This is a genomic window from Cryptosporangium arvum DSM 44712 (assembly GCF_000585375.1).
Taxonomy (GTDB): Bacteria; Actinomycetota; Actinomycetes; order Mycobacteriales; family Cryptosporangiaceae; genus Cryptosporangium; species Cryptosporangium arvum.
The window spans coordinates 5,413,907-5,438,511 of sequence record NZ_KK073874.1 but is presented as its reverse complement, the minus strand read 5'-3'; the positions used below and the strand labels follow the sequence as shown (position 1 = coordinate 5,438,511).

The window sequence follows — 24,605 nt, the reverse complement described above, 5'->3', positions numbered from 1 at the left end:
GGGCGCACTCAGAGGAGCGCTGTGACGGCACTGCAGATGATCGACGTCGACACCGGTGACGTGCTGGACACGATTCGTCTGGTCGACGGGCGGATCGTGTCCGACACCGCGGCCGGCCGCGCGCTCTTCGAGAGCAAACGCACGGCCGACACCAGCGACGAGCACCTGTTCGACGCGTACACCGACTGGTGCGACGGCGTCGTCGCCCTCCAGCCGGTCCCCGCCTAACGGCGCCGCGCCTCCAGGCCGTCGAGGAACAGGTCGAGCGCGGCCGGGTAGGCGCTGCCGCGCATGGTCGTGGCGAGTGACCCCGCGCAGGCCGCGATGTTCGGATGGGTCCCGGCCGGCAGCCGGGCGTAGACCGTGCCCCAGACGGCGTCGTCCGACTCGTCGGTGCCGTGCGCGAGCGTCGCCGCCGACGCGTCGAGCGACGCGAAGCCCAGCGTCAGGTCGATGAACGCGTGGTAGTAGCGGGCCGCGTCCCTGGCGGAGAACCCGGCGTGCCGGAGGATGCCGAGCCCGAGTTCGATCACCCGGATCTCGTGCGGGCGGCCGGTGACCCGGGACGCGGTGAGCACGGAGATCCGCGGCTCGGCGACGAGCGCGCTGTGGATCCGCGTTCCGAGCTCGCGTAGCGCGGCGCGGTGGTCCGGGCCGGGCACGAAGTCGGAGAGATACTGGCCGATCAGGTCGTCGGCGACCGCCCGGATCAGGTCGTCGGTGTCGCGGAAGTACCGGTAGACGCTCGACGGGTCGGCGCCGAGCGCGAGGCCGAGCCGCCGGACGCTCAGGCCCTCGGAGCCGTGTTCGTGCATCAGCCGGATCGCGGTCTTCACGATGAGGTCGTGGCTCAGCACGACGCCGTTCTTGGTCGGCCGGCGCCGCCGCCGGGTCGTCGGCACACGAGTCATGCGGAGCAGCTTATGACAACACCATTGATGAACACGGGCTTTCGGCGTTCGATCTAGCGCCATGGACGAACAGGCGTTGTCTCCGGTGCCCGGCGCGGATGCGGCCGCCCTCACGAAGTCGCTGGGCGTCGTCGACGGCGTGGTGATCGCGGCCTCCAGCACCGCCGCCACCACCAGCATCGCGATCGGCACCGGCGTGCTCGCGTCGCTCGTCGGCCGGCAGGTGCCGATCCTGCTCGTCCTGGCCTTCCTGCCGATCCTCGGCATCGCCGGCGCGTACGCCCGGCTCAACCGCTCCGAGCAGAACTGCGGCACCGGCTACACCTGGGTGGGCCGGACGATGGGCCCGTGGCTGGGCTTCCTGGCCGGCTGGATCCCGGTCGCGGGCACCGTCGTCTTCCTCGCCTACACGACCGCGATCACCGGCTCGCTGCTCATCCAGTCGGCGGAGAAGCTCGGGTTCACCGCGCTGGATCCGAACTCGACGGCGCAGTGCACCGCGCTCGGCCTGATCGTCCTGGCGCTGATCACCTGGACCGCGGTCCGTGGCGTCTCGCACGCCGCCCGCTTCCAGAAGTACCTGCTGGTCTTCGAGTACGCGGTCCTCGCGATCTTCTGCGGCTGGGGGCTGGTCGTCGGCGACCAGGGCTTCTCGCTGTCCTGGCTCGACCCGTTCGCGATCGGCTCGTTCTCCGGGCTGGCCCAGGGCCTGGTGCTCGCGGTGTTCTTCTTCTGGGGCTGGGACGCCGCGTTCAGCGTCACCGAGGAGACCCGCGACCCCGGGGACGCCGCCCGCGGCGGGTACATCGCGCTGTTCACGATGCTGGGGCTGTTCGTGCTCGGCGCGATCGCGTTCCAGCGGGTGCTCTCCACCGACGAGCTGGTCACCAACGGCGCCCAGGGCCTCACGTACTTCGGCGCGAAACTCGCCCCCGAGCCGTGGGCCACGCTCCCGCTGATCGCGCTGATGTTCTCCGCGGTCGCGTCCCTGCAGGCCGGGGTCATTCCGACCGCGCGGCTCACGCTGGCGATGAGCCGCGACCGCACGCTCGGTCCGCTGTGGTCGCGGCTGAACCGGCGGGGGGCGCCGGCGGCGGCCACGATCGCGATCGCGGTCATCGGCGCGGGCGTCGCGGTCCTCGAAGCCGTCATCCCGACGCTCAGCCAGGCGATCCTCGCGGCCGTGAACACGATCGGGCTGCTCGTGGCGCTCTACTACGGGCTGACCGCGATCACCGCCGCGATCCGGTTCCGCGGCCTGCTGCGCAGCAGCGTGCGGGAGGCGGTGACGGCGGTCGTCGTGCCGCTGGTGTCGGGGGTGGTGCTGCTCCTGCTCGGGCTCTTCCTGGCCGGGTACTACGCGACGCTGAGCAGCGAGTGGGCGATCGGGGCCGACAACGGGTGGTTCAGCCTGGCCGCGCCGGGCGTGGTGCTGCTGGCCGGTCTCGTCGCGGCCGGGGTGGCCAAGTGGTACCGCCGGTCGCCGTACTTCAGCCGGTGACGACGAGGTTGCGGCCGTCGGCCTTGGCCCGGTAGAGGCAGCGGTCGGCCGCGCGCAGCAGGTCCGCGGGTGCCTCGAGCTCGGCCGCCCCGTCCCAGACGACCACGCCGATCGAGACGGTGACCGGCAGCTCGATCCCGCCGCCGACGACGAACGGGCGGGACGCCACGGCCAGCCGCGTGCGCTCGGCGACCGCCGCCGTCGTGGACCGGTCCGACGAGCCGAGCAGCACCGCGAACTCCTCCCCGCCGTAGCGTGCGACCAGGTCGCCGGCCCGGACGGACCTCGTCAGCCGGTGGGCGAGCTCCTCGAGCACCGCGTCCCCGGTCTGGTGTCCGTAGACGTCGTTCACCTGCTTGAAGTGGTCGACGTCGAGCAGCATGACGCCGATGCTGCGCGACCGGTCGAACTGCACGGTCAGCGCCTCCTCGAAGCGGCGGCGCGTGTTGAGACCGGTCAGCCCGTCGGTCACCGCGATCCGCCGCTGCTCGACGACGAGCAGCCACATCCGGGCCAGCACCAGCGACGTCAGCCCGGCGCACGCCGCCGCGATGGACGGGGCGTGCAGGTCGCCCCCGCGCACGTACTGGACCAGCAGCACCCCCGGCGGGACGGTGGCGACGACGGCCAGCAGGAACAGCCGCCGCCCCGACACCGACGGCGTCGCGTCGGGCACCCGGTCGCAGAGCCGCGCCATCGACGGGTGCAGCGCCGCGGCGGCGGTCAGCGGACCGGGCGCCAGGAACAGCAGGTTCCAGAGGTCGGACACGTCCGCCTCGCCGGCCACGGTGAACATCGAGTACACGATCTCGGCGGCGAGGTAGACGACGAGCGCGGCCCCGAGCAGGAGCATCGACGGGGTGCGCCGCGGGGCGCCGAGCCAGAGCCGCAACCCGAGCGAGATCAGCACCAGCTCGATCACCGGGTACGCGAGCGTCGTGCCCGCGGCCCAGCCGTGCTGCTCGCCGCCGACGAGCTGCGGGGAGATCAGGAACACCCAGGACAGCAGCGCCAGCGCGACCGCGACGATGCCCAGGTCGATCCAGGTCGCCGCGTCGCGGCCCGGGTGCCGCCGGCGGGCCCAGAGCAGGAGCGCGAGCGCGTAGAGCGGGTAACGCGGCACGAACAGCACGCCGGCCAGGTCGATCATCCCGCCGACGGTGATCGCGATGTCGCCGGCCACCTGGACCACGCCCACCGCGACGAGGCACCACCACGGCGCCAGGTAGCGGGGCCGGTAGCGCACCAGACCGATGACGATGCCGACCAGACCGGTGGCGTCCGCGATCGCGAAGCTGTGCATACCGAACGCGGAGAGACCGCCGCCGTCGACGAACAGGATAATGAGGAGCGGTACCGCGAGGAGCGGCGCACCGACGATCAGGCGTGTTCTGTCCACGGCCGCTCCCGCTCGACGGCTATGTCGTCCCCATCGTCCGGCCGAGTGCCGAGCTGAGCAGTTCGGTCGAGGTCTCGAGCTGGGGCAGGTGCCCGGTTCCGGGCAGTACCGTGAACGTAGCTCCGGGTGTCGCGCCGGCGTATCCCTGGCCGTATGCGAGGCCGACGATTCGCTCTCAGCCGGAGAATCCGGCGGGCGGCGGCTCTGGCAGCGGGCGCGCCCCCTCCGGGCGCAGGCCGTCGACGATGATCGCGAGGTAGCGCCGCCAGAGATCGGGCGACGCGTCCGGGGCGAAGCTCACGACGTGGTTCGGCGCGCACATCAGCAGCAACACGTCGGTGCCGGTGACGTCCGGCCGGAGCGCGCCCTGCTCGTGGGCCCGCTCGACGAGCCGGTCGAGCAGGGTCGCCATCCGCTGCTGGGCGTCGATCGGGCTCGCCGCGCCCCGCAGGAACGACAGGTCGCGCTCCTGCTGCCGCCGGGCCGCGGTCTCGACGAACGTGAACAGCGCGGCGCCGGCGTCGTCGGCGGTGAGCAGTTCCTCCGCGACCGCGTTGAGCTCCTCGATCCGGCTCCGCACGATCGCCGCGATCAGGTCGTCCTTGGTGGGGAAGTGCCGGAAGACCGTTCCCTTGCCGACGCCGGCCCGGCGGGCGATGTCGGCGACCGAGGCGTCCAGGCCGTGTTCGTCGAACTCGTCGGCCGCCGCGGCCAGCAGCAGCGCACGGTTGCGTGCGGCGTCGGCGCGGAGCGGGCTCACTCCGCCACCCTAACAAGTTGACCGCCCGGTCCGCTTATCGCTACCGTCGCCGCGGCTAACCTGACCCACCGGTCCGCTTGGAGGCCCACCATGAAAGCTGTCGCCGCGATCCGCTACGGAGCGCCGGAGACCTACGTCGTCACCGACGTGCCGGTACCGGCCGCGGGCCCGGGGCAGATCCAGGTCCGGATCGCCGCCGCGTCGATCAACCCGGCCGACGTCCGGCTGCCCAGCGGGGCGTACCGGGACGTCGCGCCGCTGGTCTTCCCGCACGTCCTGGGCAACGACTTCGCCGGAACGGTCACCGCCGCCGGGCCGGGGGTCAGGGACTACCGGGTCGGGGACGAGGTGTTCGGCCAGTCCGTTCCCCGGGTGCTGCGCGCGCTGGTCAGCCCCACCCGGCCCTCGCTGGGCACCGGGTCGCTGGCCGAGTACGCGGTGTTCGAGGCCGACACCCCGCTGATCGCCCACCGACCGGCCGGGCTGCCCGCCGACCGGGCGGCCGCGGTGCCGACCGTCGGGCTGACCGTGCTCGCGCTGCTGGGGACGGCGGCGGTGCGGCCCGGCGAGACCGCGCTGGTGGTCGGGGCCACCGGCGGGGTCGGGACCGCGCTGGTCCCGCTGCTGGCCGAAGCCGGCGCGCGGGTGATCGCGACCGCCACCCCGGCCGACGCCGAACTCCTGCGGACGCTCGGCGCGGACACCACGATCGGGTACGCCGAGAGCGAGTACCCGTCCGGCGTGGACGTGGCGTTCAACCTGACCCGGCCCGGTGACGGTCTCGGCGCGACGGCCGGGGCCCTGCGCACCGGCGGCCGCCTGCTGACGATCACCGAACCGATCGCCGGCCGCCCCCGCGACGACGTCGAGGCCCGCTTCGTGCTCGACCTCGACGCGGCCTTCGGCGGGATGAACGAGGTCGCGGACCTCGTCGTGGCCGGCCGGCTCCCGGTCACGATCGGCCGGCGGTACGACTTCGCCGACGGGCCGCGCGCCTGCGTCGACTTCGCTCGACGGCACACCACCGGCAAGCTCGTGGTGTCCACTTTCCGGACAGCTCCGGCGGTCTGATCCGGGTCATGCTCGGCTCCATGAGCCGCCTCCGCTTCGGCACCTTCCTGGCCCCCTTCCACCGACCCGGTCAGAACCCGACGCTCGCCCTGCACCGCGACCTGGAGCTCGTCGAGCATCTCGACGCCCTCGGCTACGACGAGGCCTGGATCGGCGAGCACCACTCCGCCGGGTCCGAGATCATCGCGTCGCCCGAGATCTTCATCGCGGCCGCCGCCGAACGCACCCGCCACATCAAGCTCGGCACCGGTGTCACGTCGATCGCCTACCACAATCCACTGTGGGTGGCCGACCGCATGGTCCTGCTCGACCACCTCACCCGCGGCCGCGCCATGCTCGGTTGCGGGCCCGGTTCGCTGCCCACCGACTCGGCGATGATCGGCCTCAACCCCACCGACACGCGCGAGCTGCTCGGCGAGAACCTCGACATCATCGTCCGGCTGCTCCGCGGGGAGACCGTCACCCGCCGGACCAAGACCCACACCCTGGTCGACGCCCAGCTGCAGCTGCGTCCGTACACCGACCCGTGCTTCGAGATCGCGGTCGCCGCGGTGGCCTCGCCGACCGGGCCGCGGATGGCCGGCCAGCACGGCGTCGGGCTGCTCTCGATCGGGGCCACGCTCACCCCCGACGGGTTCGACGCGCTCGCCCACCACTGGAACGTCGTCGAGGAACGGGCCGCGCACCACGGCCGGCCGGCGCCGTCGCGCTCCGGCTGGCGGCTGGTGGGCCTGATGCACGTCGCCGAGACCCGCGAACAGGCCTACCGCGACGTCGAGTACGGCATCGAGCACTGGTTCACGTACTTCCAGAAGGTCGCCGCGTTCCCGCAGATGGACGTCGGCTCCAGCGCCGACGTCAAGGGGATGATCGACTTCATCAACGAGGCCGGGATCGGCGCGATCGGCACCGTGGAGGACGCGCGGGCCCAGGTGCGGCGGCTCGTCGACCAGTCCGGCGGGTTCGGCGCGTTCCTGCTGCTCGGGCACGAGTGGGCCAACCCGCAGGCCACGAAACGGTCGTTCGAGCTGATCGCCCAGCAGGTGTTCCCGGAGTTCCAGGGGCAGGCGGCGAGCACGCTGGCGGCGAAGGACCGCGCGTCGGGCACCCGCGCCGCGCACGCGCAGACCCAGCTGGACGCCGTCGCGCACATGACCCAGCGGTACGAGCAGGAGAAAGCCTGACCGTCGCCCTCCGCACGGCGCAGAATGGGCCGTGCGGAGGGGAGTGGTCAATGACGACCGATGCCACCGCCTGGGAGCAGTTCCAATCCGGGCTGGAGCCCCGCGACGTCCGCGCCGAGGTGCTGACCTCGTGGCGGCGCTCGCGGTTCAGCGGCGTGGATCCCGAGCACGCCGCGGTTCCGTTCGTCGAGACCGACGTCGACTCCCGGTTCGCGCGGGCCGCGATCCCGGTGCTGGCCGGAATGGCCACGCACCTCGTCGGCCATCACTCGTGCCTGGCGCTGGCGGACGCGGCCGGCAGCGTGCTCTGGCGGTGGGTGTCGGAGCCGATGCTGCGCTCCACGCTCGACGATCTGCGGGTGGTGGAGGGGTTCAACTTCGGGGAGGAGCACGTCGGCACCAACGGGCTCGGGACCGCACTGGAGACCGGCGGCATCGCGACCGTCCGCGGCGCCGAGCACTTCGTGCACCGCTTCCACGACGTCACGTGCGTGGCCGCCCCGGTGCGTCACCCGGTCACCCGGCGCACGATCGGCGCGGTCAACGTGACGTGCCGGGCCGCGGACACGAACTCGCTGCTCCCGGTGATCGTCGGCAAGCTGGTCGAGGAGATCCGGCAGGCGCTGTACACGGTCGCCACCGCGCGCGAGCGGGAACTGCTGTCGGCGTTCCTCGCGTCGCAGCGGGCCGGCGCCGGGCCGGTGGCGGTCGTCGGCGACGACCTGGTGATCTGCTCGGAGCAGGCGGCGGAACTGGGGTTCGACCGGCTCGGGCTCTGGGAGTCGATCCGGGCCGGGGACGTCCCGGCGTTACCGGCCGACCTGCGGGCCGACGTGCGTCTGGTGCGCAGCGACGGCGCGGTGGCCGGTGCGGTCGTGACGGTCCGGGAACCGGTCGCGGCGCCGGCCGGGCGCGGGAACCGGCGCCGCACCGGCCGCACGGACCGGGTCGGCCCGGCTGCCTCTCCCACGGCCCCGGAGCCGGACGTCGTGCGCCGGGTGGCCGAGCTCGTCGCCGCCGGGCCGGTCGCGGTCGCCGGTGAACCCGGCTGCGGCAAGCTCACCGTGCTGCGCGAGGTGCTCGGCTCGCCGCTGGTGCTCGACGCGGCGGCGTACCCGCTGGACCCGGCCGGGTGGCTCGAGCGCCTGCGTTGCGGCGGAGCCGTGGTGATCCGGCACGCCGAGCTCTGGGATCTCGCGGCGGTCCGCCGGGTGGCCGCCGTGCTCGGCGAGCGGCGTCGTTCCGCGCTCGCGTTCACGGTGACGGTGACCGCGGGGCCCGGGTCACCGGCCGGGGTCCTGCTCGACGCGGTCGGGGCGAGCACGGTGACGGTTCCGCCGCTGCGCCGGACGCCGGACGCGGTGGTCGCGGCGGCCCGGGCGCAGCTGCACGGCCACGACCCGCGGCTGTCGTTCACCGCCGACGCGCTGGCGGCGCTGCGCCGCTACTGCTGGCCGGGCAACTTCGCCGAGCTGCGCCGGGTGGTGGCCGAGCTGGCCCGGGACGCCGAGGGGGTGCGCATCGGCGCCGCGGACCTGCCCGCCGAGGTGCGGCAGGCCCGGGCGCTGACGCCGCTGGAGACCGCCGAGGCCGCGGTCATCGCGTCCGCGCTCCGGGCCCATGGCGGCAACAAGTCCACCGCCGCGCGCGAGCTCGGCATCTCCCGTACCGCCCTCTACGCGAAGCTGCGCGCCTACCGGCTCTGAGCCAGGCCCGCCTCGTGGATCGCCCGCATGCGCTCGTCGAACGGCGCGACCGGGCCCACGGTCTCGACGCCCGGGGCGACGTCGGTGACCGGGAGCGCGCGGACCGGGGCCACCGGCAGGCCCCAGGACTCGCGCCAGGACGCGAGCTGGGCGCTGGACGCCGCGTACACGATCCGGCCCAGCCCCACCCAGGCGTGGGCCGCCGAGCACATCGGGCAGTGCTCCCCGGACGTGTAGACGGTGGCGCCGGCCCGCACGTCGGGGGTCAGGTTGGTCCCGGCCCACTGCGCGAGCACGAACTCCGGGTGGAAGGTGGCGTCTCCGGTCGTCGCCTCCCGGTTGCTCTCCTCGCGCAGCATGGTGCCTTCGGCGTCGGCGAGCACGGAGCCGAACGGGGCGTCCCCGCGTCCCGCCGCCTCCTCGGCGAGGGCGACGCAGCGTTCGAGGTGGGCGTGGTCGTTTCGGGTCATCGGTCCTCCACGGCGGGTCGGGTGCGCCCTGATCTTCCCGCGCGCCCCGGGGATCACCGGCGTCAGGCGTTGATCAGTTCGTAGACGTCGTCGGTGAGCGTCGTCGTCTCGGCGGCGGCGGGCGGCCCGACCGTGGGTGTCCGGCCGTAGTCGCGGTAGCTGACCCGGTACGAGTACTGCTTGTTCCTCGCGGTGGCCGGTATCTCCAGCACCAGGTCCCGGAGGCGTCCCTGCGCGTCGAGCCGGGCCAGGAACGGCACGGTCTTCGCCTTGGCGCCGAGCGCCTTCTCGATGTCCTCGCTGACCGCTTCGGCGATCGCCGCCTTGGTCACGTCGATCGTGCCCTCGAACGCGCCGGGGCCGCTCTCCCGGGCTTCGACGAGCCCGCCGAACAGCGCCGCGACGCCCCCGGGGTCCTTGCTGCCGAGGTTCCAGGAGAACGGGAGCGCGCTGTCCTTCACCCGGGCCTGGTCGACCAGGCCCCACTTGGTCGGGTACGACGGGAAACCCTCGTGGTGGCGGGGGTTGTCGAGGAGCACCCGGAACCAGGCCTTCTCGCCGATGATGCGGAAGTGCCACGTCCAGAGCAGGTCGAGCTCGGGGTCCCGGAGCACGAGGCGGGTCTCGTAGGCCTTGCCGAGCGGGTCGACCTCGCCGGTCAGGTCGGGCGTTCCGGCCGGAGCGCCGTCGTTCACCGTCGCCCAGGAGTAGGGCGCCGACCGGTACGTCGGCGCCGAGGCGAGCAGCTTCTCCCGGGCGTCTCCGGGGTGGCGCTGGGTGACGGGGCGGCCGGCGGGCTCGTAGGTGCGGCGGCGCTGGTCCCGGTCTCGTCCAGGAGCGAGCCGCAGCCGGTGAGCAGCAGGGTGAGAACGGTCAGCCGCCCACCAGCGCATCCGCCCCGACCAGGCACCCGTTCCAGCAGCGTCGGTTCGTCGCCGGGCGGCTCATCGAGCCGGAGATCCGTCTGCGGTGCTCGACGGCGGCCGCGCCCCGGCCTGGATGACCAGCAGCATCGTGCCCGCCGGGTCGCGGAAGTACGCGACCCGTTCACCCCAGGGCATGTCGGCCGGAGCGGTGACCACCGACGTGCCGGCGGCGGTCACCGCGGCCGCGAGGTCGTCCACGTACAGGCAGAGGTCGACGGCGTGGCCGGTGGCCGGGAGCGGCACCTCGCCGTAGAGGGCCGGTTCGGTGCCGAGCCCGATCGCCACCTGGCCGGTGCCGATCCGCAGCGTGAGGTAGACCGGCTCGCCGTCCTCGGGGAACCGGTAGGCCAGGGTCGCGCCGAAGACCCGCTCGTAGAACGCCCGCACCGGAGCGATCTCGCGGCAGTTCACGATCGGGAACACCGAGTCGGTCATGGGGACATCATCCGGCCAGGACGGCTCCGTAGCGCTCGACGGCGAGGTACGGGTTCAGGTGCGGGTGGCGGCTGCCGACCGCGACGTCGCGCCAGAAGCGCTGCAGTGCGTTGCTCGTCGCGAAGCCGCTCGCGCCGTGCAGGTCGAGCATCAACTCGATCGCGCTGCGGCAGTCGCGCGCGGAGTCGGCCATGTCCTCGCTCAGCCGCGCCTGGTCGGCCGCGGACAGGCCCCCGGCGTCGGCCGCCGCGGCCACCGACAACATCGTGCGCTCGGCCCGGTCGGCCAGGCGGGCGGCGTCGGCGAGCCAGTGGCGGGCGCCCGGGGACTCGCCCATCGAGGTGTACGGGGTCATGTACGGCGTGCGGCCGGAGGCGAACATCGCGCGGACCGCGTCCAGCGCGCCGAACGTCGCGCCGACGACCGGGCCGAGCACGGTCAGCCCGTACAGCATCCGGTCCTCCGGCGGGCCCGGCAGCCGCAGCGCACCGACCCGACCCTCCGGCACGACCAGGTCGGCCACGACCGTGTGGCTGCCGGTGCCGCGCATACCGGCCACCCGCCAGGTGCGGTCGACGGTCAGGTCGGCGGTCGGCACCAACGCGAACGAGAACACCCCGTCGAGCATTACGCCGAGCCCGGCCCACGTCGCGTCCTCGCAGCCCGACATGTTCGGCCAGCGACCGGTCAGGCGCACCCCGCCCTCGACGCGCTCCGCGCGCCCACCGGCCGGGTTGCCCGACCCGCTGAACAGTACGTCCGGGTCGGCGAACACCTCCCGTTCGACGTCCTCACTCACCGTGCCCGCCGCGAGCGTCTTGGCGGTCAGGCACGTCCCGGCGATCCAGGCCGTGGACGGGCAGTCGCGGCCCAGTTCGGCGAGCACCCGCGCCGTCCGTACCGCACCGGCTCCCTCCCCGCCGTACTTCTGCGGTGTACGCAGCGCGAACGCGCCGGCCGCGCGGGCCACCCGCAGGCTCTCCGCGGTCGGGCGTCCCTGCTCTTCGGTCTTCTCCGCGTTGGCGGCCAGGATGTCGTTCATGAGGCCAACCTCAGCACCGGGCCGGCCGGCCCGCCATGCGTCAGCCACCCGAAGACATACGCACGGCTACCATCGTCGGCGATGGACATGATCACGGCCGCGATCGACAGCGTCCGATCCGGACGGGCCAGAGCACGGCGGATCACCGGATCCGGCGCCTGGAAGGTGCGGTTCCCACCGATCGCCACACTGGGGTTCCACGTCCTGCTGCGTGGCGAGTCGTGGCTGATCCCCGCCGACGAGGACCCGGTCGCGCTGCGCCCCGGCGACATGATCTTCACCGCCGCGCTGACCGAGCACGGCCTGGCGCACGCGCCGCACCGGCTCGACGAGTTGCCCCCGTTCGCGTTCGACCACCGGCCGGAGCCGGCGGGTACCGCGGACTTCGAGTTCCTCTGCGGGACCTACGCGCTCGAAGGGCGGCCACCCGCGCTGCTGCGTCAGCTGCCGGGGGTGGTCGCGCTGAGCCCGGACTACGACGGCAACCCCGGGCTGCGGACGCTGGTGGACATGCTGGTCGCGGAGTACGAGGCTCGCGGGCCCGAGGCCGGGCGGGCGGCGCTCGTCGACCTGTTGATCGTGTACGCGTTGCGCCATCTGCAGGAACAGGGGGTGCCGCTGGCGGTCGAGCCCGGTATCGCCGAGGCGCTGCACGGGATCCACGAGCGGCCGGAGCACCCGTGGACCGTGCGTGAGCTCAGCGAGGTCGCGGGGATGTCACGCACCTCGTTCGCGCGCCGGTTCGCCGCGGCGGTGGGGACGTCGCCGATGGCGTACCTGACCGACTGGCGGCTCAGCACCGGTGCGCGGCTGCTGCGCCAGACCGGCACGCCGCTGGCCGGCATCGCCCGCCGGGTGGGCTACGCGACCGAGTTCGGCTTCGCCGCCGCGTTCCGCCGCCGCTACGGCGTCCCACCGGGTCGTTTCCGGGCTCAGTCCGGCTGACGCAAGCCGCTGATCAGGAGCTCCACCATCCGGCGGGGGTCGTAGCGGGGGGTGGTGCCGGCCCCGGCACAGAGGCCGCCGACGCCGCGCATCAGTTCCTGCGCGTCCTGGCCGGACCGGATCTCCCCGGACGACGCCGCCGCGGTCAGCAACCGCGTGCAGACCGGCTCGAGCCGCTCGAGGAAGTACGCGTGCAGCGGGTCGTAACAGGGGTCGTCGGACTGCAGCACGGCCGCGAGCCCCTGCTTCGTGATCACGAAACCGACGAACTCGCCGAACCAGCCCTGGAGCGCCGCGTACGGCGTCGGGGCGGTCTCGAGCCGGACCGGGCCGGACTCGGCGAGCGCCTCCACCTGGTGCCGGTAGACGGCGACGATGAGGTCGGCGCGGGTGGGGAAGTGCCGGTAGATCGTCGCCGTGCCGACCCCGGCCTCGGCCGCGATCTCCCGGATCGGCGCCTCCACCCCGGACCGTACGAACACCGCGGCGGCCGCGCTGAGCAGCGCGTTCTCGTTCCGCTGGGCGTCGGCGCGCTTCGGCTTCACGGGCCCCCCTGGTTAAACGGGACACTGTCCCGTATCTTCAACCGGGACAACGTCCCGCTTAGTTCCCGAGGTTATCGCAATGAGCACCTACCTGCTGGTCCACGGAGCCTGGCACGACGGGCGAGCCTGGGACCGCGTGGTCCCGCTGCTGACCGCGGCCGGCCACCGCGTCCTGGCCCCGTCGCTGACCGGCCACGGCGACCACCCCGATCCGATGGGCCCGCACGTCGGCCTGGAGACCTACGTCGACGACGTGGCCGGGCTCATCCTCGCCGAGGACCTCACCGACGTGGTCCTCGTCGGCCACAGCTACGCGGGGCTGATCGTGTCGTCGGTCGCCAACCGGGTGCCCGACCGGATCGCCCACCTGGTCTACCTGGACGCGATGGTGCCCGTCGACGGCGAGACGGCGGTCGACGTCCTGCCGATCACGCAGATGATGATCGACGCGGCCGAGGACGGACGCGTCGCCCCGCTGCCGGAGCTGCCGGCACCCCACGGCCTGTTCGGCGTCACCGACCCCGACGACGTCGCCTGGGTGCGGTCGATGCTCGTCGACGAGCCGGTGCTCGCCTACCGGCAACCGGTGCGGCTCGACCACCCGGCCGTGGCCGCGGTCCCGCGCGTCCACATCCACTGCGTCGGCTTCGAGATCGAGGGCATCACCCGCCGCCCGGTGCCGGAGGGACAGCCGGTGTGGGAGCTGCACAGCGGGCACGACTGCATGATCACGGTCCCCGACGAACTCGCCGCCCTCCTCCTGAAACTGGCCTGACGCGGAGGCCCGGCCGATCTCAGCCGGGCTCCACCACGGCCCGGAAGCGGCGGATCACCTCCGTGACCACGGCGTCGAAGGGGGCCGCCCACACGTCGGCGTTGAAGATCTCCACCTCGATGTCCCCGCGGTACCCCGCCGCCGCCACGGCCGCGCCGAGGACCCCGAAGTCGATGTGCCCGTCGCCGGGAAGGCCGCGGGCGAGCAGGGCGTCCGGCGGCAGCGGGGTGATCCAGTCGCAGACCTGGTACGACGCGATCCGGTCACCGGCGCGGGCGATAGCCGGGAGCACCCGGGGGTCCCACCACACGTGGAACGTGTCGACCACGACCGCGACCTGCTCCGCGGTGAAGCCCGACGCCAGGTCCAGCGCCTGGTCGAGAGTGGAGAGCACGCCGCGGTCGGCGCAGTAGAGCGGATGCATCGGCTCGAGCGCCAGCCGTACCCCGCCCGCCCCCGCGTACGGCGCCAGCTCGGCGAGCCGGGTGGCGACGCGCTCGCGGGCGCCGGCGAGGTCCCGGGATCCCGGCGGCAGGCCGCCGACCACGAGCACCAGCGTGTCGGTGCCGAGCGCGACGGCCTCGTCGATCGCCCGCCGGTTGTCGTCCCGGGCGGCGCCGGCGTCGTCGCCGGTGAGGAACCCGCCGCGGCACAGCGACGACACCCGCAGCCCGGCGTCGCGGACGAGTTTCGCGCCCCGTGCGACCCCGGCGTCGGCCAGCGGTTCGCGCCACACCCCGATCGCCTCGACACCGTGGCGCGCGCACACGTCCACGGCCTCGGCCAGCGTCGCCCGGTTGATCGTCTTCTGGTTCAGCGACAGGCTCATCGGTCGTCCACCACCGGGAACGCGCTCCCGCTCATCCGCCGTGCACCGCCAGGAACGCCCGCACCCGGAACGCGGCGAGCTCCGGATCGGGCAGCAGGCCGGCCCGGTCGGCCAGGCGGAACGCTTCGATCAGGTGGGGCACGCTGCGTGCCGTCGTCGCCCCGCCCACCATCGCGAACGCCGGCTGGTGACCGGCCAGCCAGGCCAGGAACACGATCCCGGTCTTGTAGGCCGAGGTCGGGGCCTCGAACAGGTGCCGGGCCAGCGGCACGGTCGGCTCCAGCGCCGCCGAGTACCCGGCGAGGTCACCCGCGTCCAGCGCGACGTCGCCCCGTCGCTCACCACCGTGCGCCTGCCGCTGGGCGAGCTGGGCCGCACCGCCGCCGAACTGGCCCTGACCCCGGACCCGTCGCCGTCGCCCCGCGTGGTCACCGTCCCCGGCGAAGTGGTCCTGCGCGAGAGCACCCGCCCGCTCGTCGGCTGAGCGCGGAGCGCACCGTCCGGCCGACCGGGCTGTCACGGAACCGTCATACGGTTGCCGGAGAACCTCCACGCCCGGCGCGGATGCTCGGTACCGAAGCCCCAGGCCTCGGGAGGAGACGCGCATGCTGTACCCCTTGCCGTTCGACGAGGGGCGGCCGGACGAGACCGCTGCCCCGCCGATCGACCCGGACTACCGGCTGGCCGCCGAGGTGTACGCCCGGCTGCTCGTCGACGATCTGACCCGCTCGGCGCGGATCGGCGTGCAGGCGCAGGCCGGGGTCGTGCTGCTGCGGGGGCGGGTGCGGGCCGAGGAGGTGCGTGCCGCGGCCGGCCGGGTCGCCGTCGAGGGCGGTGCGCGTGACGTGCTGAACGACATCGAGGTCCGGCGGGGCCGCGGGCTGCGCTGGCCGAACCTCGTCGTGCTGTTCGTCGTCGGTGCCTACGCCAGCCTGGTCGCCGGCATCCTCGGGGTGAACGCCGGCTGGATCGCGCTCGCGCTGATCTGCGCGCTCGCCGCCCAGCTCCTGCAGAACCGCTACCGCGACGCCGCCCGCCGCGCCCGCGATCAGCGCCCCGGCTGAGCCGCCGACCGGGCCGCCGGCTGAGCCGCCGACCGGGCCGCCGCGCGGCTGCGCGCGATCGGGGGCAGCGCGGCGGGCAGGATCACCAGCGCGAGCACGCCGCACACCAGGGCCAGCCAGCCGAACCCCACCGCCGCGACCACCACGCCGGACGCGAGCCCCCCGGTCGTGCCGGAGATCGCGATCGAGACGTCCACCTGCCCCTGGACCTTCGCGCGGACCCCTAGCGGCACGGCGTCGGTGATCAGCGCGGTGCCGGACACGAGGCCGAAGTTCCAGCCGAGCCCGAGCAACGCGAGCGCCAGCGTCAGCAGACCGACCGACGAGCCCGGCGCGGCCGCGGCCACCAGCGCGGCCGCCAGCAACGTCACCCCGGAGGCGACCGCGACCGCGATCGCGCCGAACCGGTCGACGAGCCAGCCGGTCACCGGCGACGGCAGGTACATCGCGGCCACGTGGACGGCGATCACCAGCCCGGCCGCCCCGGCGCCGTGCCCGTGGTCGACCAGGTGCACCGGCGTCATCGTCATGATCGCGACCATCACCAGCTGGGTGACGACCATGACCGTCACCCCGAGCGGGAGACCCGAGCGCACCGCCTCCGGCCCGGTCGCGACGGGCTCGGCCGGCGCCGCGCGCGCCGCCAGCAGCGGATCCGGCCGCAGCCAGACGAACAGCACCAGCGCGGCCAGCCCGTACGCGGTGCCGCCGAGCAGGAACGGCCCGGCCAGCGCCGGGATGCCGAGGGACGTGGCCAGCGCTCCGGTCGGAGCGGCCAGGTTGGGCCCCACCACGCCGCCGAGCGTCGTGGCGACCAGCACGGTGGAGACCGCGCGGGCCCGGCGGCCGGGTGCGGCCAGGTCGGCCCCGGCGTAGCGCGCCTGCAGGTTCGTCGCGGTGCCGGCGCCGTACACGAAGAGCGAGACGAACAGCAGCACGGCGTTGTCCGCGACCGCCGCCACCAGCACGCCGAGGCTGCCGAGCGCGCCGGTGAGATACCCCAGCGCGAGCCCGGGACGCCGACCGCGACGGTTCGAGATCCGCCCGACCGCCACCGCGGCGAGCGCCGACCCGGCCGTGAACAGCGCGGTCGGCACCCCGGCCAGCGACGTCGAGCCGAGCATCTCCTCGGCCAGCAGCGCCCCGACCGTGATGCCGGCGGCGAGCCCGGCGCCGCTCAGTACCTGCGAGACGACCAGAACGGTCAGGACCCGGCGTTGTGCGTTCACAGACCCACGTATACCCGGGACGCGTTCTGCGACCAGACCAGCGGCACCATGTCGTCGGGGATCAGCGACGCGATCGCCCGGGCGTTCTCGGCCTGTCCGGGCACGCCGGGCCAGTCGGTGCCGTAGATCCACTTGCGCGAGAGCCGCGCCAGGTCGAACCGCGCGTAGTACTCCGGCAGGCGTTTGGGCGGCAGGCCCGACAGCTCGATCCAGACGTTCTCCCGGGCGAGCGCCAGGAACGCGGCGGCGTCGTACCACCAGCCGCGCCCACCGTGGGCCAGCACGACCGTCAACGCCGGGAAGTCACGCAGGACCGTGTCGACGAAGACCGGGTCGGCGTTCGCGTTCGTCGAACCGGGGAAGCTCGACGTGCCGCAGTGCACGATCAGCGGCACGCCCCGCTCCACCAGCACCGCGTACGCGGGGTAGAGCGCCGCGTCCGACACCCGGAACCCGCCGTGCACCGGGTGCAGTTTCAGCGCCGCCGCTCCCAGGTCGAGCTGCCGCGTCAGCTCGGCCGCGATCGGGTGGTGCAGATGCGGGTTGACGTTGGCGACCGGCCGGAACCGCACCGGGTTCTGCTCCACCAGCGGCAGCAGGTCGTCGAAGTGCTGGTAGCCGGTCGCGAGCGGGCTGTACTCGCAGAACAGCAGCGCGGTGTCGACGCCCTCGTCGGCGAAGAGCCGGTCGAGCGCAGCCGGGCGAGGTGTGCCGTCGGACGCCCAGATCTCCTCGACGATCCCGCTGCGCCCGAACCGGCGCGCCCAGTCCATCCAGGCCGGTTTCACCGACCCCAGCACCGGGACGTGCACGTGCGCGTCGATCAGCCGCTGCCCGTCGAGCACCTCAGGACCTCCGATCAGCCAGTGCTGCCCACTCCGCCCGGGCCTTCGGCGCCCACGCGGCATGCCGCTCCCGGAACACCTCGGCCGCGCGGTGGCCGCTCCAGCGCGGGGGGAGCAGTTCCCGCGGCAGCCCCGGGTCGAGCAATGGGAACCGGCGCCACTCCTGCACGAGCCGGATCTGCGCGAGCAGGGCCTGGCGGTCGGTGCGGGGGCGCCGCCGGCCCACCAGGTCGAGGAACGACTCGTAGCGGCGCTCGATCTCGTCGAGGTCCCACGCGGAGCGGGTCAGCGAGCGCTCGTCGCCGATCCGGCCCGACGACGCCACGAACGACCAGCCGGGCAGCCCCAGGTCGGCCAGGACCTCCGCGACCTCGGGCTCCCGGTCGACCCACGGCGTCACCCAGGTGACGCCGTTGAGCGCCCCCAGCCCGGCCCAGCCCAGCCGGGTGCGCAGCCGGTCGCGGAGCGCGCGCTGGTTCTCGGGCGCGCTGACGCTCGTCACCAGCCAGCGCCCGTCCCACGGCCGGTCGCCGCCGGCGAACCCGAAGATCCGGGTGGTGCCCTCGCGGAGCAGCCGCACGCCCGCGTCGGTCAACGCCCACCGGGTCTGGCGGCCCACCCGGGAACCGGAGATCCATCCGCTGTCCGCGGTGCGCATGATCGCCTGCCGGGTCGCCTTCTCCGCGATCTCGAGCTCGCCCATCAGCTCGAGCAGCGTCGCGGTCCAGACCGGGTGGCCGCCGGGGAGCACGAACTCGCCCAGGATCGTCAGCAACAGGCTCGGGGCGCTCGCCGCCCCCAGCTGCTGCCGCCGGGAGACGACCGGTTCGGTGGTCACCCCCTCACTATATTCACTACATCGCCCCGAACTCTTGCGGCAAACATGTAGCAGGTTTCAGGATGGGGACGTGGACATCTCGTTCGACACCGATCCCGACCGCTACCGGCACTGGTCGCTGGCCGTCGACGGCGACACCGCGACGCTGACGCTCGCCGTCGACGAGAACGGCGGGCTGGTTCCCGGCTACGAGCTGAAGATGAACAGCTACGACCTCGGCGTCGACATCGAGCTCCACGACGCCCTCCAGCGGGTGCGCTTCGAGCACCCCGAGGTGAAAGTGATCGTGGTCACCAGCGGGCTGGAGCGCATGTTCTGCGCGGGCGCCAACATCAAGATGCTGGCCGCGTCGTCGCACAGCTGGAAGGTCAACTTCTGCAAGTTCACGAACGAGACACGCAACGGCATGGAGGACTCGGACCTGCACTTCATCGCGGCGGTGAACGGTACCGCGGCCGGCGGCGGGTACGAGCTCGCGCTGGCCTGCGACGAGATCGTGCTCATCGACGACAACTCCTCCGGCGTCTCGTTACCCGAGGTGCCGCTGCTCGGGGTGCTGCCCGGCACCGGTGGCCTCACCCGGGTCGTCGACAAGCGGGGCGTCCGCCGGGACCTCGCCGACGTGTTCGCGACCACGGCCGAGGGCGTGCGCGGCCGGCGCGCGGTGCAGTGGCGGCTGGTGGACGCGGTGGCCAAGGCCCGCGACTTCGAGGCCGAGGTGGCCCGCCGCGCCGCCGACGCGGCCGCCCGGTCCCGGCGCAACGGCAGCGGGGGCATCACGCTGACCCCGCTGCGCCGCGAGGGCCTGCGCTATCCGCACGTGACGGTCGAGGTCGACCGGCGCGCCGGGACGGCCACGTTCGTCGTGGCCGGCCCCACCGCGGTCCCCGGCGACGTCGACGAACTGCACCGGGAGGGCGACGCGTCCTGGCTGCTGGCCACCACCCGGGAGCTGGACGACGCGATCCTGCGCCTGCGCTCGAACGAGCTCGAGGTCGGGACGTGGCTCCTGACGACCGCCGGCGACCCGGCCGTGGTGGCCGCGTACGACGCGTTCCTGCTCGCGCACCGCGACGACTGGCTCGTCACCGAGATCATCGGGTACTACCGGCGCACGCTCAAGCGGCTGGACACCAGCTCGCGCAGCCTGTTCGCGTTGATCGAGCCGGGGAGCTGCTTCGTCGGGACGCTGGCCGAGATCGCGTTCGCCGCCGACCGGCAGTACATGCTCTCGGGCCGGTTCGAGGACGACGAGGACCCGCTCCCGCCGGCCGTCCTCCGGCTGGACGAGTTCAACGCGGGGCTGCTGCCGATGAGCAACGGGGTCTCGCGGCTGCAGACCCGTTTCGTCGGGAACGCCGAGGACCTGAAGGCCGCCCTGGACGCCGTGGGCCGCGATCTGACCGCGGACCGGGCCGACGCGCTCGGCCTGGTCACCGGCGCGCCCGACGACCTCGACTGGGCCGACGAGATCCGCCTGGTCGTCGAGGAGCGCGCCAGCTTCTCCCCGGACGCGTTGACCGGGATGGAGGCCAACCTCCGCTTCGCCGGGGCCGAGACCCCCGAGACGAAGGTCTTCGGCCGGCTCACCGCCTGGCAGAACTGGATCTTCCAGCGTCCGAACGCCGCCGGGCCGGAGGGCGCGCTGCGTCGCTACGGCACCGGGCAGCGTGCCGACTACGACCGGAAGCGAGTGTGAGATGTCGGAGATCGCCGATGCGCCGGCACCCGAGGGGCCGCTGTCGCGGATCGACTACAGCGAGCGCATCCCCAACAACGTGAACCTGTCCGGTGACCGGCGCCTGCAGCGCGCGCTGGAGAGCTGGCAGCCCAAGTTCCTCGACTGGTGGAAGACGCTGGGCCCGTCCATCCCCACGCACGACGTCTACCTGCGCACCGCGATCGCGGTCGGCCGCGACGGCTGGGCGCACTTCGACCGGGTGCCGATGGAGCAGTACCGCTGGGGCATCTTCCTCGCCGAACGCGACCCCGACCGCACGGTCGGCTTCGGCCGCCACAAGGGCGAACCGGCCTGGCAGGAGGTGCCGGGGGAGTACCGCAGCGAACTGCGCCGGCTGATCGTGATCCAGGGCGACACCGAGCCGGCGAGCGTCGAACAGCAGCGGCACCTGGGGAGCACCGCCCCGTCGCTCTATGACATGCGCAACCTCTTCCAGGTCAACGTGGAGGAGGGCAGGCACCTGTGGGCGATGGTCTACCTGCTGCACGCCTACTTCGGGCGCGACGGCCGCGAGGAGGCCGACGAACTGCTCAAACGCAACTCCGGTGACTACGACTCGCCACGCATCCTCGGCGCGTTCAACGAGGAGACGACCGACTGGCTGTCGTTCTTCATGTTCACGTACTTCACCGACCGGGACGGCAAGTACCAGCTCGGCACGCTCAAGGAGTCGGGCTTCGACCCGCTGGCGCGCACCTGCCAGTTCATGCTCAAAGAAGAAGCGCACCACATGTTCGTGGGCACCACCGGCGTGCAGCGCACCGTGCAGCGCACCGCCGAGCTGATGCGACAGCACGGCACCGACGATCTGTGGGAGCACGGCGGCATCCCGCTGAGCGTCATCCAGAAGTACTTGAACTTCCAGTACTCGGTCTCGATGGACCTGTTCGGGTCGGAGACGTCGTCGAACGTGGCCGCCTACTACGCCGCGGGCCTCAAGGGTCGCTGGATGGAGGGCCGGCGCGACGACGACCACGTGCTCACCGACGCCACGATGGGCGTGCCGGTGATCCGCGGCGGCCGGATCGTCACCGAGACCGTGCCGCTGCTCACCGCGCTCAACCTCGACCTGCGCAACGAGTACGCGGCCGACTGCGCCACCGGCGTGAAGCGCTGGAACACCGAGCTGGAGAAGGCCGGCGTCGACGCGCGGCTCTCGCTGCCGCACGAGGGCTTCAACCGCCGGGTCGGCACGTTCTCCGGGTACCACGTGCTCCCCGACGGCACGATCACCGACGACGCGGCGGCGGTGGCGGCGTGCCTGCCGAGCGACGAGGACCGCGCCCGCGTCGCCGCGCTCATGGTGCCCCACCACGAACCCGGCGACTTCGCCGGCTGGATCTCCCCGCCCGCGCACGGCATCAACGACCTGCCCGTCGAGTACGACTACGTCCGGTTCTGACTAGGGGTCACCGTGGATTCCTTCAATGCGGCTGAGTGGCTGATCGGCCGGCACGCGCCCGAGCGGGTGGCGATCACCGCGATCGACCTCGACGGCTCGGTCCGGGACGTGACCTACGGAGCGCTCGCGTCCGGCGTGGCCGACTTCGGCGCCGCGCTGCGCACGGCCGGGTTACGGCCCGAGGAACGCGTGCTGCTGTGCCTGGGCGACTCGCCCGAGCTCGTCACCGCGTTCCTCGGGAGCCTGCGGATCGGCGCCGTGCCGGTGCCGGTGAGCACGATGCTCACCCCGAAGGACATCCGGGTGCTGGCCGCGGACAGCCGGGCGCGGATCGTCGTGCTCTCCTCGGAGTTCGCGGCGCTGGCCCCGGCGCTGGAAGGGCTGCCGGACCTCGCGCACGTCGTGGTGTTCGAGGGGCCGGTGCCGATGGTGCGCGGGGTGCCGGTGTGGCCGTGGGAGTCGTTCCTGGCGCTCGGCGGCGACCCGGCGCCGTACCCGACGAGCGCGGAGTCGCCCGCGTTCTGGCTCTACACGTCGGGTACGACCGGCACGCCGAAAGCCGCGGTGCACCGCCACGGTTCGCTGCGCGACACCGCCGAGACCTACGCGGCCGACGTGCTGGGCATCGGCCCCGACGACGTCTGCTTCTCGGTGGCGAAGATCTTCTTCGCCTACGGGCTGGGCAACAGCCTGACGTTCCCGTTCGCGGTCGGCGCGCGCACGGTGCTCGACCGGTCCCGGCCGAACCCCAAGGCCACGATGCGCACGCTGCAGGAACACCGTCCGACGCTGTTCTTCGCCGGGCCCACGTACTACGCGGCGCTGCTCTCGGCCGGGCTCCCGCCGGACACGTTCGCGAGCGTGCGCGCGTGCGTGTCGGCCGGGGAGGCGTTCCCCGCGCCGCTGTTCACCCGGTTCACCGAGTTCTTCGGCGTCGAGATGCTGGACGGGATCGGGTCGACCGAGATGCTGCACATCTTCATCAGCGGCCGCCCGGGGCGCACCCGGGCCGGCACGACCGGGGAGATCGTCGCCGGGTACGAGGCGAAGATCGTCGACGACGACGGGGTCGCGGTGCCCGACGGCACCCCCGGGCACCTCTACGTGCGGGGCGGTTCGGCCGCGTCCGGGTACTGGTCGCGCACCGAGGTGACCCGGCGGGTGTTCCAGGGGCCGTGGGTGCGGACCGGGGACACCTACGTGCGGTCGGCGGACGGCTACTACAGCTCGCTCGGGCGCACCGACGACATCATCAAGGCCGGCGGCATCTGGGTGTCGCCGACCGAGGTCGAGGAACACCTGCGGGCGCACGCCGACGTCGCGCAGGTCGCGGTGGTGTCGGTGCCGGACGCGGCGGGGCTGGACAAGCCGGTGGCCTGCGTCGTGCTGGCGCCGGGCGCGGAGACGACCACGGCCGACCTGTCCGCGTTCTGCCGCGAGGGCCTCGCCGCGTTCAAGCGCCCCCGCCACGTCCTCCTCTTCGACGCGATGCCGGTGACCGCGACCGGCAAGCTGCAGCGCTTCCGGGTCCGCGAGCTGGCGATCGAGCGCCTCACCGGCCCGGCCTGAACCGGGCTCAGGGGCGCAGCACCAGGCGTCCGCGCAGGCCGCCCGCTTCCAGGCGGCGGTGCGCCCCGGCGACGTCGGTCAGCGGGAGGACGTCGGCGACCCGGAGCCGCAGGTGCGCCGCGGCCAGCGACTCGAGGCGGGGACCGTCGGCGCGGATCCAGACGTGCTCGACCCGCACCCCGCGCAGCGGGACCGGGCCGCCGCCGAGCACCGCGACGAACACCCCGCCGCCCCGGACCGCGTCGAGCGTCACCGCGCCGAGGTTCGCCGCGTCGATCGCGGCGCTCACCCCGCCGGGCACCAGGGCGCGGACGCTGTCGGCCAGGTCGGCGTCCCGCGGGACGACCGCCTCGACGCCGAGCGTCCGCAGCCACTCCTCGTCGCGGGGCCCCGCCACCGCGATCACCCGCAGCCCGGCCCGGACGGCCAGCTCGGCGGCGTACCCGCCGACCGCGCCCGCCGCCCCGGTCACCAGCAGCGTCCCGGCGTCCGGCCGGCCGGTCAGGTCGAGGGCCTGGGCCGCGGTCAGCGCGCCCAGGGGCAGGGTCGCCGCGTCGATCAGGTCCACGTCGCCGGGGCAGTGCGCGACCGCGTCGGCGTCGAGCACGACGAAGTCGGCCTGGGCCTTGGACGACAGGGCGATGCGGTCGGAGAGGGCCAGCACCCGGTCGCCGACCGCGAAGTTCCCGACCCCGGCGCCGACCGCGTCGACGGTGCCGGACACGTCCCACCCGAGACCCACCACCGGGCGCGGCGGGAGCAACCCGCCCGCGGTCAGCGCCCCGGACCGCGTCTGCGCGTCCACCGGGTTGACGCCGGCCCCGGCGACCGCGATCCGCACCTGCCCCGCGCCGGGCCCGGGGACCGGAACCTCGGCCACCTCCAGGACCTCCGGCCCACCGAACTCACGTACGACCACCGATCTCATGGGGCCGAATTTACGGAGAGCTACTCTCCCCGGGGAAGTACGCACCCCGAAGTGCGTACCGGAGCGGGGAGTACGGACATGACCACCCGGACCCAGGCCGAACGCCGGCGGGAGCGACGAGCCGCCTACGACGCCTACCTGGCCGAGTGCCCGTCGCGGCGGCTGCTGGACCGGATCAGCGACAAGTGGGTGAGCCTCGTGCTCACCGGGCTCGCCGACGGCCCGCGCCGCTACAGCGACCTCGGCCGGCTGATCGCCGGCGTCAGCGAGAAGATGCTGACCCAGACGCTGCGGACGCTGGAGCGCGACGGCCTCGTCACCCGCACCCTGACCCCGGCCACCCCCGTGCGGGTGGACTACGCGCTCACCCCGCTCGGGCAGAGCCTGCTCCCGGTCATGGCCGCGGTCAAGACCTGGGCCGACACCCACATCGAGGACGTGGAGGCCGCCCGGGAGACGTACGACCGGTCCCGGCAATAGGTCAACGTCG

25 protein-coding genes and 1 pseudogene are annotated in these 24,605 nt (G+C 73.5%); 12 read left to right on the top strand and 14 right to left on the bottom strand.

What is annotated here, in order from left to right; genetic code table 11:
- The first annotated feature begins 21 nt into the window (after positions 1-21).
- Positions 22-228, top strand: a complete 207-nt coding sequence (locus CRYAR_RS24795; RefSeq protein ID WP_035855533.1) for a hypothetical protein — start codon at positions 22-24, stop codon at positions 226-228.
- On the opposite strand, the gene CRYAR_RS24790 is transcribed toward CRYAR_RS24795, so the two are convergent.
- Positions 225-911, bottom strand: a complete 687-nt coding sequence (locus CRYAR_RS24790) for a TetR/AcrR family transcriptional regulator (protein ID WP_035855531.1) — start codon at positions 909-911, stop codon at positions 225-227. The genes CRYAR_RS24795 and CRYAR_RS24790 overlap by 4 nt on opposite strands.
- Before the next feature lie 61 nt (positions 912-972).
- On the opposite strand from CRYAR_RS24790, the gene CRYAR_RS24785 reads away from it, so the two are divergent.
- On the top strand, positions 973-2,412 hold the full coding sequence (locus tag CRYAR_RS24785) for an APC family permease (protein WP_051570912.1): 1,440 nt from the start codon (positions 973-975) through the stop codon (positions 2,410-2,412).
- Here CRYAR_RS24785 and CRYAR_RS24780 read toward each other — a convergent pair.
- The gene (locus CRYAR_RS24780) at positions 2,402-3,811 is read right to left on the bottom strand and encodes a GGDEF domain-containing protein (RefSeq protein ID WP_051570911.1); all 1,410 of its coding nucleotides are present in this window, start codon (positions 3,809-3,811) and stop codon (positions 2,402-2,404) included. The genes CRYAR_RS24785 and CRYAR_RS24780 overlap by 11 nt on opposite strands.
- A gap of 175 nt (positions 3,812-3,986) precedes the next feature.
- On the bottom strand, positions 3,987-4,571 hold the full coding sequence (locus CRYAR_RS24775; RefSeq protein ID WP_035855530.1) for a TetR/AcrR family transcriptional regulator: 585 nt from the start codon (positions 4,569-4,571) through the stop codon (positions 3,987-3,989).
- Positions 4,572-4,661: 90 nt separating this feature from the next.
- Here CRYAR_RS24775 and CRYAR_RS24770 point away from each other — a divergent pair, with 90 nt between their 5' ends.
- The 3 genes from CRYAR_RS24770 to CRYAR_RS24760 are packed head-to-tail and all read left to right on the top strand — an operon-like array spanning position 4,662 to position 8,532.
- Positions 4,662-5,642, top strand: a complete 981-nt coding sequence (locus CRYAR_RS24770) for an NADP-dependent oxidoreductase (protein WP_035855529.1) — start codon at positions 4,662-4,664, stop codon at positions 5,640-5,642.
- A gap of 20 nt (positions 5,643-5,662) precedes the next feature.
- Positions 5,663-6,826, top strand: a complete 1,164-nt coding sequence (locus tag CRYAR_RS24765) for an LLM class flavin-dependent oxidoreductase (RefSeq protein ID WP_035866225.1) — start codon at positions 5,663-5,665, stop codon at positions 6,824-6,826.
- 50 nt (positions 6,827-6,876) lie between these two features.
- On the top strand, positions 6,877-8,532 hold the full coding sequence (locus CRYAR_RS24760; protein WP_035855528.1) for a sigma-54-dependent Fis family transcriptional regulator: 1,656 nt from the start codon (positions 6,877-6,879) through the stop codon (positions 8,530-8,532).
- On the opposite strand, the gene CRYAR_RS24755 is transcribed toward CRYAR_RS24760, so the two are convergent.
- The 4 genes from CRYAR_RS24755 to CRYAR_RS24740 all read right to left on the bottom strand — a co-directional run bounded on the left by CRYAR_RS24755 (position 8,520) and on the right by CRYAR_RS24740 (position 11,405).
- Positions 8,520-9,002, bottom strand: a complete 483-nt coding sequence (locus CRYAR_RS24755; protein WP_035855527.1) for a nucleoside deaminase — start codon at positions 9,000-9,002, stop codon at positions 8,520-8,522. The genes CRYAR_RS24760 and CRYAR_RS24755 overlap by 13 nt on opposite strands.
- 62 nt (positions 9,003-9,064) lie before the next feature.
- A complete protein-coding gene (locus CRYAR_RS24750; protein ID WP_035855526.1) occupies positions 9,065-9,895 on the bottom strand; it encodes a hypothetical protein in 831 nt (276 codons plus the stop codon).
- Between the two features lie 51 nt (positions 9,896-9,946).
- On the bottom strand, positions 9,947-10,363 hold the full coding sequence (locus tag CRYAR_RS24745) for a VOC family protein (RefSeq protein ID WP_035855524.1): 417 nt from the start codon (positions 10,361-10,363) through the stop codon (positions 9,947-9,949).
- 7 nt (positions 10,364-10,370) lie between these two features.
- Entirely contained in the window at positions 10,371-11,405 is a 1,035-nt protein-coding gene (locus CRYAR_RS24740) for an acyl-CoA dehydrogenase family protein (protein ID WP_035855522.1), read from the bottom strand.
- Positions 11,406-11,486: 81 nt separating this feature from the next.
- Here CRYAR_RS24740 and CRYAR_RS24735 point away from each other — a divergent pair, with 81 nt between their 5' ends.
- On the top strand, positions 11,487-12,350 hold the full coding sequence (locus tag CRYAR_RS24735; RefSeq protein WP_035855521.1) for an AraC family transcriptional regulator: 864 nt from the start codon (positions 11,487-11,489) through the stop codon (positions 12,348-12,350).
- On the opposite strand, the gene CRYAR_RS24730 is transcribed toward CRYAR_RS24735, so the two are convergent.
- On the bottom strand, positions 12,338-12,895 hold the full coding sequence (locus CRYAR_RS24730; RefSeq protein ID WP_035855520.1) for a TetR/AcrR family transcriptional regulator: 558 nt from the start codon (positions 12,893-12,895) through the stop codon (positions 12,338-12,340). The genes CRYAR_RS24735 and CRYAR_RS24730 overlap by 13 nt on opposite strands.
- A gap of 79 nt (positions 12,896-12,974) precedes the next feature.
- On the opposite strand from CRYAR_RS24730, the gene CRYAR_RS24725 reads away from it, so the two are divergent.
- On the top strand, positions 12,975-13,670 hold the full coding sequence (locus tag CRYAR_RS24725) for an alpha/beta fold hydrolase (RefSeq protein WP_035855519.1): 696 nt from the start codon (positions 12,975-12,977) through the stop codon (positions 13,668-13,670).
- A gap of 19 nt (positions 13,671-13,689) precedes the next feature.
- Here CRYAR_RS24725 and CRYAR_RS24720 read toward each other — a convergent pair whose 3' ends face one another.
- Complete coding sequence (locus CRYAR_RS24720; protein WP_035855517.1) at positions 13,690-14,499, bottom strand: sugar phosphate isomerase/epimerase family protein; 810 nt, start codon at positions 14,497-14,499, stop codon at positions 13,690-13,692.
- A gap of 31 nt (positions 14,500-14,530) precedes the next feature.
- A pseudogene (locus CRYAR_RS50905) lies at positions 14,531-14,818 on the bottom strand (DUF993 family protein); the annotation flags it as partial.
- Between the two features lie 286 nt (positions 14,819-15,104).
- Between CRYAR_RS50905 and CRYAR_RS24710 the strand changes: the two are divergent.
- A complete protein-coding gene (locus tag CRYAR_RS24710; RefSeq protein ID WP_035855514.1) occupies positions 15,105-15,563 on the top strand; it encodes a BON domain-containing protein in 459 nt (152 codons plus the stop codon).
- On the opposite strand, the gene CRYAR_RS24705 is transcribed toward CRYAR_RS24710, so the two are convergent.
- From CRYAR_RS24705 to CRYAR_RS24695, 3 genes are read right to left on the bottom strand one after another with little or no spacing between them, the layout of a single operon-like run.
- Positions 15,548-16,804, bottom strand: coding sequence for an MFS transporter (locus CRYAR_RS24705; RefSeq protein WP_169745175.1), 1,257 nt, complete (start codon positions 16,802-16,804; stop codon positions 15,548-15,550). The two genes, CRYAR_RS24710 and CRYAR_RS24705, sit on opposite strands and share 16 nt — an antisense overlap.
- Positions 16,789-17,637 carry an amidohydrolase family protein gene (locus tag CRYAR_RS24700; RefSeq protein ID WP_035866219.1) on the bottom strand — a complete coding sequence of 283 codons (849 nt, stop codon included), beginning with the start codon at positions 17,635-17,637 and terminating at the stop codon, positions 16,789-16,791. The genes CRYAR_RS24705 and CRYAR_RS24700 overlap by 16 nt, the downstream gene beginning before the upstream one ends.
- A gap of 1 nt (position 17,638) precedes the next feature.
- A complete protein-coding gene (locus tag CRYAR_RS24695) occupies positions 17,639-18,475 on the bottom strand; it encodes a PaaX family transcriptional regulator (RefSeq protein WP_035855512.1) in 837 nt (278 codons plus the stop codon).
- Positions 18,476-18,545: 70 nt separating this feature from the next.
- Between CRYAR_RS24695 and boxC the strand changes: the two genes are divergently transcribed.
- Genes boxC through CRYAR_RS24680 form a run of 3 tightly spaced genes read left to right on the top strand, consistent with a single transcriptional unit; the run spans position 18,546 to position 23,187 of the window.
- On the top strand, positions 18,546-20,174 hold the full coding sequence (boxC, locus tag CRYAR_RS24690) for a 2,3-epoxybenzoyl-CoA dihydrolase (protein WP_035855511.1): 1,629 nt from the start codon (positions 18,546-18,548) through the stop codon (positions 20,172-20,174).
- Position 20,175: 1 nt separating this feature from the next.
- Positions 20,176-21,618 carry a benzoyl-CoA 2,3-epoxidase subunit BoxB gene (boxB, locus tag CRYAR_RS24685; protein WP_051570910.1) on the top strand — a complete coding sequence of 481 codons (1,443 nt, stop codon included), beginning with the start codon at positions 20,176-20,178 and terminating at the stop codon, positions 21,616-21,618.
- 12 nt (positions 21,619-21,630) lie between these two features.
- Positions 21,631-23,187 (top strand): benzoate-CoA ligase family protein, encoded by a 1,557-nt coding sequence (locus CRYAR_RS24680; RefSeq protein WP_035855510.1) that lies wholly within the window; start codon positions 21,631-21,633, stop codon positions 23,185-23,187.
- Positions 23,188-23,194: 7 nt separating this feature from the next.
- Here the strand turns inward: CRYAR_RS24680 and CRYAR_RS24675 are convergent, their stop codons facing one another.
- The gene (locus CRYAR_RS24675; protein WP_035855509.1) at positions 23,195-24,115 is read right to left on the bottom strand and encodes an NADP-dependent oxidoreductase; all 921 of its coding nucleotides are present in this window, start codon (positions 24,113-24,115) and stop codon (positions 23,195-23,197) included.
- A gap of 78 nt (positions 24,116-24,193) precedes the next feature.
- On the opposite strand from CRYAR_RS24675, the gene CRYAR_RS24670 reads away from it, so the two are divergent.
- Entirely contained in the window at positions 24,194-24,595 is a 402-nt protein-coding gene (locus CRYAR_RS24670; RefSeq protein WP_035855507.1) for a winged helix-turn-helix transcriptional regulator, read from the top strand.
- The last annotated feature ends 10 nt before the right edge of the window (positions 24,596-24,605 follow it).